The organism is Streptomyces sp. NPDC045026 (assembly GCF_056432625.1).
Map to the genome: position 1 here is coordinate 80,079 of NZ_JBWKIS010000034.1, position 11,277 is coordinate 91,355.

Genomic DNA, 11,277 nt, shown 5'->3' on the forward strand with positions numbered 1-11,277 from the left:
AAAGGTGAGGGGGAAGGGTGAGGGGAATGGTGCGTGGGGGGGGCTTACAGGCCGTGCACGTGCGGGCCCACCGCCGAGCTCCACGCGTTGCCCGACGTCGCGTCCCAGTTCGTCGACCACGTCATCGCGCCCCGCAGGCCGGGGTACGTCTTCGAGGGCTTGAACGAGCCGCAGTTCGTGCCCTTCGTCAGGCAGTCCAGGGCCGCGTTGACCACGGACGGGGACACGTAGCCGCTGCCCGCCGCGCTCGTGGAGGCCGGGACGCCGAGGCCGACCTGTGACGGGTCGAGGCCGCCCTCCAGCTGGATGCAGGCGAGGGCCGTGAGGAAGTCGACCGACCCCTGGCTGTACACCTTGCCGTCGCAGCCGAGCATCGAACCGCTGTTGTAATACTGCATGTTGACGACCGTGAGGATGTCCTTCACGGCCAGTGCGGTCTTGAAGTATTCGCCTGACGTCGACTGCATGTCTATCGTCTGCGGGGCCATCGTCAGGACGAAGTCCGAACCCGCCTTCGCCGACAGGGACTTGAGCGCCTGCGACATGTAGGTGGAGTTCAGGCCGTTCTCCAGGTCGATGTCGACGCCGTTGAAGCCGTATTCCTGCATCAGCGAGTAGACCGAGTTCGCGAAGTTCGTCGCGGAATTCGCGTCGTTGATGGAGACCGTGCCGTTCTGGCCGCCGATCGAGATGACGACGGACTTGCCGGCTGCCTGCTTCGCTTTGATGTCCGCCTTGAACGCGTCCTCCGTGTAGCCGCCGAGGCCCGCCGAGTCGAGCGTGAAGTCGACCGCGCCCGGCGTCGCCGTCGCGTCGGCGAACGCCACCGCGATGATGTCGTAGTCGGCCGGAACGTCGCTGAGCTTCTGGACGGTCGCCCCGTTGTTGAAGTTCTGCCAGTAGCCGGTGACCGCGTGGGCCGGGGGTGCCGCGGCCGCCCCGGCGGGGTCCGCGGTGGCCGTCGCCGTGCCGGTGAGGGCCAGGGCCAGAGTGGTCAGCGCCGCCGCTAGGAATGAACGCTTCCGCGCGGATTTTGTCGTCGCACGTGCCATTGCTGCCTCCGGTTCAGATGTGGGGGGAGGGGCAGTTGCTGGATGTACAAACTGGTCCAGACCATTGGGGTTGTCAAGACCTCTGGAATTACTGGTTCCTGGCCGGGCGGTGCTGCCCGCCTGGGCAACCTCCCGGTGAACACCGGGAAGTTGGGTGTTGAGTGGGCAATGCGCGGATATGGTGCTGAGACAGGAGTGCACAGAGACCGGGGGGTGTACGAGCGTGCCGACCGCGATAGCCGTGACCAGCCCTGACCTGGTTCTCGCCGCGTCCGACCGGCATACGCCGTCCGCCGCCGTGCTCCAGTCCGCCGTACTCCGTTCCGCCGCGGACAAGGGCGGCAGGGCGGAGCCGTACGACCTCGATCGCGCGATCGTCGAGATGCACACCCTGATCGAGCACCACGGTTATGTGATCGCCCTGTGTCCGGCATCCGTGCCGGACCTGGTCGTTCACCGGCTGCACGCTGTGCGTTCCGTGCTGGAAAGTGACCGGATCGCCATCCTGCGGCCGGAGCTCCCGCCGCTCGGGCTCGCCGTACTGGTCCTCCAGCTGCGGCAGTTGACCATGTGCGACTTCAGCCCCGGCGTGCTCGCCTCCGCCGCGCGGCTCCTGGCCCACTACATCTACGCCGGCGCCGTACTCGGCTCCGTCGCCAGGCTCGACCGCGTGCCCGTCAGCCTCAAGGCCCACGCCAAGTCGTGGATGCCGGGTGCCCAGTTCGCCGTACTCGCGACGCCGCAGCCCGAACTCGTACGGTTCACCGGACCCGAGCAGCCCCTGCTGAGCGGACCCGCCTTCGGCACCCGCATGTACTACGCCGCCGGGCAGCAGCCCACCGACTGGATCACCGGCACCCTCGCCCCCGCCTGGCAGGTGCAGGGCGCCGTCGAGACCAGGCTGCCCGCCGAGTCGGCGCGCTGGTGGGCCACCGGGAAGCCGGGAAACCCGGGAAAGCTCGCCGAGTTCGCGGCCGCCATCCCCGACATCTCCGTGCTCTACCAGCTCGTCTCGTCCGTCCGGCGCGAGTCGTGCCGCTGGTGCGGCCTCGAACTCATCGGTGACCGCTGCGGCTTCTGTGCCGCGCCGCTCGCCGATCCGCCCGCCCGGACCGCGAAACCGCCGAGCGGCGGCGCGGGCGTGCTCGCACCCGCCACCGGCCTCGCACCCGCCACCGGCCTCGCCGCCGTAACCGCCCTGACTCCCGTCACCGGCCCGGCCCGCGCCGCCTTGCCACCAGCCGCCCGCCCCTGATCGCCAACGAGATCCCCCAACGAGATTCCCGAACGAGATTCCCGAACGAAATCCCCCCGACGAGATCCCCACGAGGTAGTCCGGTCCATGAACTCACGTCAGCGTCGCGGCGTCATCCTGCTGGTCATCTCGGCCCTGTGCGCCGTCGGCGCCTTCGCCGGGGTCCTCTCGGTGATCCGTGACGTGAACTCGAAGGTGGGCCCGGAAGTCGCGGCGTACCGGCTGAAGGGCGATGTCGCGCCGTACAAGGAGCTGACCGCCGACCGGTTCGAGAAGGTCGAGATGCCCGAGCGGTGGCTGTCGAAGACCGCCGTGACCAGCCTCAGCCAGATCCGCGGCAAGATCGCCGTCACGACCCTGAAGAAGGGGTCCCTGCTCCAGACCGACATGATCGTCGCCCGGCCGCAACTCAAGGACGGGCAGCAGGAGATCGCCATCATGATCGACGCGGAGACCGGGGTCGCCGGAAAGATCACGCCCGGGTCGAAGGTCAACATCTACGCCACCTTCAAGGCCGCCAACGAGAAGGCCAAGGACCAGTCCAAGGTCATCGTCGAGAACGCCGAGGTCATGGACGTCGGCAAGCTGACCCCCATCGACGAACAGGGTGGCGACAACGGCCGGCGGCGGCAGGGCGAGGCCGTGCCGATCACCTTCGCCCTCGACCCCGCCGACGCGCAGCGCGTCGCGTACGCGGAGTCGTTCGCGACCCACGTCCGGCTCGCCCTCGTCGCCGCGGGCACCGACGCGGCCGTCCCGCCGGGCGACCGCTCGTACACCCTCGACGAGGACAAGTAGCGCACAGGTGAGAGCGCAGGAAGCGCACAAGTGAGAGCAAGAGAGAGGAGGCGAGGCGCCGTATGAGCATCCGTATTCTCCCGGCGGTAGGAGACCTGGACGCCGCCCGGTCCCTGGTCACGCTGCTCGGGCAGCTGCCCGACGCCGAGCCCGCGCCGCCCGTCGCCGACTCCACCGCCCTCCTCGACACCCTCGCCCGGCTCGCCGCCGAGTCGCTCGACGAACTGCCCGAGGTCGTCCTCGTCCACGAGCGGATCGGGCCTGTGCCCGCCCTCGACCTCATCCGGGACCTCGTCCTGCGCTTCCCGGCCGTCGGCGTCGTCCTCGCCACCGCCGACACCAGCCCCGCCCTGGTCACCGCCGCCATGGACTCGGGCGCGCGCGGCATCGTCGGGTTCCCGCTCGGGTACGACGCGCTCGCCGAGCGCGTGCAGGCCGCCGCCTCCTGGGCCGGCGGCATGCGCAGACATCTCGGCAGCGGCGGCGAGCTGGCGATCACGTCCGGTACGTCCGGCGGCCGCGTCATCACCGTCACCGGCGCGAAGGGCGGGGTCGGCACCACCGTCACCGCGGTCCAACTCGCCCTAGCCGCCCAGGCATCGGGCCGCTCGGTCGCGCTCCTCGACCTCGACCTCCAGTCCGGTGACGTCGCCTCGTACCTCGACGTCCAGTTCCGCCGCTCCGTCGCCGACCTCGCCGCCATCCGCGACATCACCCCGCGCGTCCTCCAGGACGCCGTCTTCACTCACGAGACCGGCCTCGGCCTGCTCCTCGCGCCCTCCGACGGCGAGCGCGGCGAGGAGGTCACCGACCGCGTGGCCCGCCAGGTCGTCCAGGCCCTGCGCAGCCGCTACGACCTCGTGGTCGTCGACTGCGGTACGCAGATGGGGTCCGCGAACGCGGCGGCCGTCGAACTCGCCGACCAGGCCGTCCTGTTGGTCACCCCCGACGTCGTCGCCGTACGCGCGGCGAAGCGCATGATCCGTATGTGGGACCGCCTCCAGATCCGCAAGGCCGAGGAGACCGTCACCGTCATCAACCGCTCCGCGCGCGGCTCCGAGATCACCGCGTCCCTGGTGGAGCGCGTGACCGGGACCCGGGTCGCGCGCGTCGGCGTGCCCGCCGGGTACAAGGAGCTCCAGGCCGCGGTCGACGCCGGCCGTATGCAGGACCTCGACAGCCGGTCGACGGTGAAGCAGGCGCTGTGGGGGCTCGCGGGCGAACTCGGCCTGGTCGACGCCGCCGCCGCGGACTCCGGCCGCCGCACCCGCCGCCGCGCCGGCGACAAGGGAGCCGTCACCCTGGAGTTCGCGGGCATGTTCCCGCTGCTGCTCGTCGTCATGGGGCTGCTGTGGCAGTGCGTCCTGTACGGGTACACGTACTCGCTCGCCGGGAACGCGGCGGACGAGGCGGCCAGAGCCGCGACCTCCGCGGAGGCCGGGACCGGCGACACGGCGGGCGCGTGCCAGACCGCGGGCGAGAAGAACCTGCCCGGGGCGTGGCAGGGAGCCGCCATCACCTGCGGCCCCGACGGATCGGTGATGAAGGCGACCGTGCGGCTGGAGGTGCCGGTGTTCTTCCCCGGCATCGACGCCGGGTGGACCGTCAAGGGCGAGGCGGGCGCCGCGAGAGAGGACGACCAGGGGGTCACACCGTGAGGCACCGGGGCTCGGCCGCGCGTGGCCGTCTGCGGGTGGGGATCGGGCTTCGCCATGGCCTCCGCCGCAGCCGCCGCAATAGTCTCCGGCTCTCGGCCGCGCGTGGCCGTCCCCCGCGCCTCCGGACGGAGAACGGCCCCCACCACGCCCTCCGCCGCAGCCTCCGCCACGCTCCCCGCCGTACCCCCATCACCGACGACCGTGGTGTCTCCATCCTCGAGTTCGCCGGGTTTCTGCCCTTCCTGCTCCTCATCGGCATGGCCGCCATCCAGCTCGGCCTCGTCGGCTACAGCGCGAACCAGGCCGGTTCCGGTGCCAGGGCCGCCGCCCGCGTGCAGTCCCAGGGCGGCGACGGCACCGGTGCCGGGCGGGCCGCGATGAGCGGATGGCTCGACGCGGACATCGACGCCGGAGGCGGTGGCGGTGGCGGCGACACGACCACCGCCACCGTGACCGTGCACGTCCCGGTCCTCGTCCCGTTCCTGGACGACCGGTGGGACGTGCGCCGCACCGCCACCATGCCCAACGACCGTGACCCGGAAGGGGGTTGAGCCGGACCATGAGCCTGCGATCACGCGTGACGGTCCGCGAGGAGCCCGGCGCTTCGCGCGACGACGGCCTCGTCGCCGTCTACCGCGCGAAGCTCCTGGAGGAGATCGACCTCGCCGAGATGTCGTCGCTCGCGGCGGCCGACCGGCGGGTGCGACTCGAACGCGTCCTCGGCCACATCATCAGCCGCGAGGGGCCGGTCCTCTCCTCCTCCGAACGCAGCCAGCTGGTCCGCCGCGTCGTCGACGAGGCGCTCGGTCTCGGCGTACTGGAACCTCTCCTCGCCGACGCGTCCATCACCGAGATCATGGTCAACGGCCCGGACGCGATCTTCGTGGAGCGCGCCGGGCGCGTGGAACAGCTCCCGCTGCGCTTCGCCTCGCAGGAGCAGCTCATGCAGACCATCGAGCGCATCGTCTCCACGGTGAACCGGCGCGTCGACGAGTCGAACCCGATGGTCGACGCCCGCCTGCCCACGGGCGAGCGCGTCAACGTGATCATCCCGCCGCTGTCCCTCTCGGGCGCCACCCTCACGATCCGCCGCTTCCCCCGCGCGTACACCCTGCCCGAGCTGATCGGGCTCGGTTCGCTCGACGAGCAGATGCTGATGCTGCTGTCCGCGTTCGTCCGCGCCCGCTTCAACGTCATCGTGAGCGGCGGTACGGGCTCCGGGAAGACCACGCTCCTCAACGCGCTGTCCGGCCTCATCCCGCCCCACGAGCGCATCATCACCATCGAGGACTCGGCGGAACTCCAGCTCCAGCAGGACCATGTGATCCGTCTCGAATCGCGGCCACCGAACGTCGAGGGAAAGGGCCAGATCACCATCCGCGACCTCGTCCGCAACTCCCTGCGCATGCGCCCCGACCGCATCATCGTCGGCGAGGTTCGCGGCGGCGAGACCCTCGACATGCTCCAGGCCATGTCGACCGGCCACGACGGCTCGCTCGCCACCGTCCACGCGAACGCCGCCGAGGACGCCCTCATGCGCCTGCAGACCCTCGGGTCCATGTCCGAGGTGCAGATCCCGTTCGAGGCGCTCAAGGACCAGATCAACTCGGCGGTCGACGTCCTCGTCCAGCTCACCCGGCACGCCGACGGCACGCGCAAGGTCACCGAGATCGCCCTGCTCGTCTCCCACGGGCGCGAACAGTTCAGGATCTCGACGGTCTCCCGCTTCGTGCCGCACCCGCTGGGCCACGACCACCGCGTGCGCGGCACGTTCGAGCATCTGCCGCTGCCCCGGCGCGTGGCCGAGCGCCTGTACGTCGCGAACGAGCCGATCCCGCCCGCGTTCGGCGTGATCGACGGCATCGACGGACGCAACACGAGGGAGGCCATCGGATGAGGACCGAGCGACCCGTCGGCGAGGGCGGCGGATGATGACTGACCCCACCCTCATCGCCCTCGGCGCCACCATCCTCACCTGCGCACTCGCCGTCGCGGGCCTCCACGTGTACGCGTCCGGGCGCGCGCAGCGCCAGGCCCTCGTCGACCGGCTCGACGGCCTCTCGGGCGCGGGCCCGCACAGCGGCGCCTCCGGCCGCGTACGCCGCTTCGCCACCGTCGACCGCAGACTGCGCCGCACCCGTCTCGGCCGCGCCATCCACCTGCGCCTGTCCGCCACGGGGCTGGACCTGACCGCGGGGGAGTTCTTCACGTACGTACTCGCCGTGGTCGTCGCCCTCTGGCTGATCGCATCGGCCGCACTCGCGCCCTTCTTCGGGCCGATCGCCGGGCTGGTCGGCGTATGGAGCGCGGTGATCTTCCTGAACTGGCAGCGCCAGAAACGCATCGAGGCGTTCATCAACCAACTCCCGGACGTGGCCCGCCTCCTGGCCAACGCGACGGCCGCGGGGCTCGCCCTGCGGACCTCGCTCGCGATGGCCGCGGAGGAGCTGGAGGCCCCCGCCGGCGAGGAGCTGTCCATGGTCGCCGACCAGCTCTCGCTCGGCCGCACCATCGACGACACCCTGGGTGAGCTCGCCGAACGCCTCCCGTCCCGCGAACTCGTCGTCCTCGTCACCACCCTCGTCCTCGCCAACAAGGCGGGCGGCTCCGTGGTGTCGTCCCTGCGGAACCTCACCCAGACCCTGGAGGACCGCAAGGAGACCCGGCGCGAGATCCGCACGATGCTCTCCGAGGTCAACGCGACCGCGTTCACCGTGCCGCTCCTCGGCCTCGGCTCGCTGCTCCTGATCAACTCGTCGAACGAGGGCGCGCTGGCCCGGGTGACGGGATCGCCGGTCGGCCAGGCGCTGATCCTCGTCTCGCTCGGCCTGTACGGGATCGGGTTCTTCGTCATCCGCCGGCTCGGAAAGATCGAGGTCTGACATGGGCGTCCGTCATCCGGCGCAGGGCGAGCGAGGTAGGTAGGTCATGAGTACGGGTCTGATCGGGCTGCTGCTCGCCCTCGCGATGGGCCTCGCGGTCCTCGGGATCTTCCTGGGCGTCCGCATGTACCGCGCCGAGGCCAAGCTCCCCGGCGACCTGGCCATCGCCCTGGAGGTCGGTGCGACGCGCGTGTCCGCCGCCGGGTCCGCCGTCGACCGCCTGGGCATGCGCTTCGCCCCCCTCGTCCTTCGGGCCATGGGCCCCCGCCGCGTCACCTCGAAGCGGCGCAAGATCGACATGGCGGGGAACCCGGGCGGCCTCACCATCGACCGCTACGCCGCGCGCCGCGCGGTCTACGGGATCTTCGGCGTCGTCCTCGGCCTGGTCTTCCTCACCAACGGCCAGACCCTGTTCGCAGCCCTCACCCTCGCGTTCGGCCTCCTCGCCGCGGACGGTCTCATCTGGCAGGCCACACGCGAGCGCAAAGAGGTCATCGATCGCACACTCCCCGACTTCCTCGACGTACTCGCCGTCGTCGTCAGCGCGGGCCTCGGCTTCCGACAGGCGCTCGACCGCGTCGCGGAGAAGTACGAAGGGCCGTGGGCCGACGAGTTGCGCATCACGCTCCGGCAGATGGACATGGGCGTCAGCCGGCGCCAGGCGTTCGACGAGCTGCGCCGCCGCAACGCGTCCGAACAGGTCACCCAGTTCGTCTCCGCGCTCCAGCAGGGCGAGGAACTCGGCTCACCCATCGCCGAGACCCTCATCCAGATCGCCACGGACATGCGGCGCACCGACGCCCAGAACTCCCGCCGCCGGGCCGCGAAGACGATCCCGAAGGCCACGATGGTCACCCTCGTCTTCATGCTCCCGGCCACGATGATCCTCATCGCGACGGGCATGTTCCTCGGCTCCGGGTCCAACTTCGGTTCGATTCTCGGACGTTGAAAGCCGAGCGCCAAGAGGTCAGAACTGCTCGACGGTTTCGCCCTCGGGTACCTGGTAGCAGCCGGAGATGGTGGTGATGCCCAGGCTTGGGGGGTCAGTCTTGGAGTACTGGGTGATGCGGACACTGACCTTCTTGGCGTCGTTGTCGGCGACGAGGTTGAGAGCCTTGTTCGGACTGTTGTCGTGGTAGAGATCCTTGATCACCCATCCGCCGGTGTTCAGTTTCTTCTTCAGGTTCTCCATGGCGACGTCGATGTCACTGGCCTTCTTCGGCGCGAAGTTCCACGGGTGCCAGACACGGAAGAACTTCTTAGGGTCCTTGCCGTCGCACTCTTGGACCCCGGCACCTGCTTCGGAGGACTTGCCGGGCACGCCCGCGAAGTCGTGGATCTGGCTGGAGACAGCTTCCAGGGCGTCCGCAGCGTCGTCGGTGGTGGCGACACCGGCGGACGGCGTCTTGGTCTTGGACGCATCGGAGTCAGACATGCCACATCCCGTGAGGAGAAGTCCGGTCAGTGCAACCGCGAGGGCGGCGCCGCTGCGGTGACGGCGGTGGGGAAGGCAAAGCATCGAAGTCCTTAGAGAATTTCGGGGAGAGCGTCTCCTGGACGGACGCCGTCAGGTCAGTGGGGAGCGGTGACATAGCCGTACTGGCCGACGACGACGAGCGCTTGGTTCTTCAGTGCGGTCGTGCCATCGGTCCAGTATTCGCTGTGCCCCTCCGACCCCTTGGTGGTCGTGGGTCCGCTCCCCTCGGCGTGCGTGTTCATCTGATGGGCGCCGAACTGGTCGTCGCTGGGGATGAGGAACGTGCCGCCGCCCAGCTTCCACTGGCTGCCACCGTGGCCCCAGCGGCCGATGTCGGGCACCGGATCGCCATCCGCCTCCTCATTCCAGACATGCCCCTTCGGCACGTCCATCTCTTCGGCAGAACCGACCTTGACACCCGGGCTGCCCGCGAAGATCACGTCGTCGGCGTTCAGGTCGCCCTTCTGCGCGGCGGCTCCGATGAGCGTGGTGCCGTACGAGTGCCCGATGGCGGTGCGGTGCGGCTCACCGGGGCCGTTGTGGGAGGCGTCGAGGCCGTCCATGAACTGGCGGTAGGCGGGTGCGCCGTCGTAGGCGTAGTGCTCGAAGGGAGCGTCCTTGACGACATCCTGAGGGGCGTCGTAGCCGAGCCAGGTGATGGTCGATACGGACGAGCCGGGCTGCGATTCCTGCGTTTGACGCCACAGCTCGGTCATGCGGTCGATGTCGCCACCGACCTTGTCCAGGCTGGCTGTCGTACCCGGCACGTACACCGCCTGGTTCTGCGCGGTGTCCGGGTTTCCGGTGGCCACGATGGCCCGGCCGTTTCCCTCCGGGCTGAAGCCCAGCAGATACGCCTCGGGCAGACCGCCCTTGCCGGTCTGGTCGAAGCGGGTGTGGATGGCCTTCATGCCGTTGAGCGAGGCGTTCAGGTGTCGGTACTGGTCGCCGTACTTCTTGTCCCACTCCATCCACTCGTCGGTGTGCACCTTGGACGGGTACATTCCTGCGGTGATCCATGTCCACTCGTTGGCGGGCGGCTTCGGAATTCCGTCGAGCTGGATCTGGTAGTCGGCCTCCTTCTCGCCGAGCACGATGCGATTGGCCTCGTCCCTGATCTCTGAGGGCACCCCGTCCAGTTTGCCCACGGCGTCGGGATGAAGGGAGAGATACGCTTCCCGCTCCTCCGGGCCGAGGCCCTTCCACCAGTCGGCGTTCTCCTTGGGGCTGCCGTTCTTCGGTGGTGCCTTGATCGAGTCCAGATAGGCCTTGCCCGCGTCCCGTACGCCGCCCATGTCCGACTGCGCGTCCTTCAAGTCGTGCTTGGACACAGTGAGGTCGTCGTCGGCCTTCAGGGCTCTCAACTTGGGCGACCACTTCGCGTCGCCCTCGGTGGCCTCCTTGAGGGCGCCGGCGATCCGGTCCGCGATGCCCTGAGCCAGCCCGAAATTGGGGTTGGGATCGAAGCCGGCGGCCTGGCGGTCGATGGCCTGGGCGGTGGGGTCGGTCCGGCCGCCCGCCGTACCGCGCGCGATCGTTTGTGCCTGGCAGCGCCGGGAAGCGAACACCCGCCCAGGGTGTCACCGGATCGCGCACGGGAATGCGAAAGCCGGTTGTGTGTACGGGAGTTGGCTCTAGCGTCAGGTGTCATGAAGCTGGTGGTGCAGGTCAAGCTGTTGCCGACGCCTGAGCAGGCGGCGGCTCTGGAAGCGACCCTGCGCGCCTGCAACCGTGCCGCCACCCACGTCGCGTCCGTCGCGTCCGTCGCGTTCGACAAGGGTGTGAAGGACCGCAACGGGCTGCAGAAACTCCTCTACGCGGATATCAAGGCGACCTTCGGACTGTCCGCGCAGCCCGCGGTGCGGGTAGTGAAGAAGGCCGTCGACGCCTACACCACGCTGGCCGCTCAGGCCAGGGCCGGACTCCTGGGCAAGGCCACCTCGAAGCGCTACCGCAGGGCGATGAGCAGCCCGGTCGGCTTCCGGCCCGAGGCGGCGCAGCCGTTCGACGACCGCTGCCTGTCCTGGCAGAGCGATGCTCGCACCGTCTCGATCTGGACCGTCGACGGCCGGATGAAGAACATCCGCTACACCGGCTCCGCCGACCAGCTGAAGGTCCTGCACGAGCACCGCAAGGGCGAGTCCGATCTCGTGCG

The 11,277-nt window shown here is 69.7% G+C and carries 10 protein-coding genes and 1 pseudogene; 8 read left to right on the forward strand and 3 right to left on the reverse strand.

Annotated elements, in window-relative coordinates; genetic code table 11:
- Positions 1-44: 44 nt before the first annotated feature.
- Positions 45-1,052 (reverse strand): chitinase, encoded by a 1,008-nt coding sequence (locus AC07EJ_RS40550; protein ID WP_389485065.1) that lies wholly within the window; start codon positions 1,050-1,052, stop codon positions 45-47.
- A gap of 178 nt (positions 1,053-1,230) precedes the next feature.
- Between AC07EJ_RS40550 and AC07EJ_RS40555 the strand changes: the two genes are divergently transcribed.
- From AC07EJ_RS40555 to AC07EJ_RS40585, 7 genes are all read left to right on the forward strand, one after another.
- Entirely contained in the window at positions 1,231-2,307 is a 1,077-nt protein-coding gene (locus AC07EJ_RS40555) for a hypothetical protein (RefSeq protein WP_478886122.1), read from the forward strand.
- Positions 2,308-2,394: 87 nt separating this feature from the next.
- Entirely contained in the window at positions 2,395-3,105 is a 711-nt protein-coding gene (gene cpaB / locus AC07EJ_RS40560; protein WP_389485070.1) for a Flp pilus assembly protein CpaB, read from the forward strand.
- A gap of 62 nt (positions 3,106-3,167) precedes the next feature.
- Complete coding sequence (locus AC07EJ_RS40565) at positions 3,168-4,763, forward strand: CpaE/TadZ family protein (RefSeq protein WP_389485073.1); 1,596 nt, start codon at positions 3,168-3,170, stop codon at positions 4,761-4,763.
- Positions 4,760-5,314 carry a TadE/TadG family type IV pilus assembly protein gene (locus AC07EJ_RS40570; protein ID WP_478886123.1) on the forward strand — a complete coding sequence of 185 codons (555 nt, stop codon included), beginning with the start codon at positions 4,760-4,762 and terminating at the stop codon, positions 5,312-5,314. Before AC07EJ_RS40565 ends, AC07EJ_RS40570 begins: the two co-directional genes overlap by 4 nt.
- A gap of 8 nt (positions 5,315-5,322) precedes the next feature.
- Positions 5,323-6,660 carry a TadA family conjugal transfer-associated ATPase gene (locus tag AC07EJ_RS40575; protein WP_389485078.1) on the forward strand — a complete coding sequence of 446 codons (1,338 nt, stop codon included), beginning with the start codon at positions 5,323-5,325 and terminating at the stop codon, positions 6,658-6,660.
- A gap of 34 nt (positions 6,661-6,694) precedes the next feature.
- Positions 6,695-7,645, forward strand: a complete 951-nt coding sequence (locus tag AC07EJ_RS40580; RefSeq protein ID WP_389485080.1) for a type II secretion system F family protein — start codon at positions 6,695-6,697, stop codon at positions 7,643-7,645.
- Between the two features lie 46 nt (positions 7,646-7,691).
- Positions 7,692-8,594 carry a DUF5936 domain-containing protein gene (locus AC07EJ_RS40585; protein WP_389485082.1) on the forward strand — a complete coding sequence of 301 codons (903 nt, stop codon included), beginning with the start codon at positions 7,692-7,694 and terminating at the stop codon, positions 8,592-8,594.
- A gap of 18 nt (positions 8,595-8,612) precedes the next feature.
- Here the strand turns inward: AC07EJ_RS40585 and AC07EJ_RS40590 are convergent, their stop codons facing one another.
- Together AC07EJ_RS40590 and AC07EJ_RS40595 are read right to left on the reverse strand one after the other, a co-directional pair.
- On the reverse strand, positions 8,613-9,080 hold the full coding sequence (locus tag AC07EJ_RS40590; protein WP_389485085.1) for a hypothetical protein: 468 nt from the start codon (positions 9,078-9,080) through the stop codon (positions 8,613-8,615).
- 137 nt (positions 9,081-9,217) lie between these two features.
- Entirely contained in the window at positions 9,218-10,690 is a 1,473-nt protein-coding gene (locus AC07EJ_RS40595; RefSeq protein ID WP_478886124.1) for an alpha/beta hydrolase, read from the reverse strand.
- Between the two features lie 81 nt (positions 10,691-10,771).
- On the opposite strand from AC07EJ_RS40595, the pseudogene AC07EJ_RS40600 reads away from it, so the two are divergent.
- Positions 10,772-11,277: pseudogene (locus tag AC07EJ_RS40600) on the forward strand (RNA-guided endonuclease TnpB family protein); the annotation flags it as partial.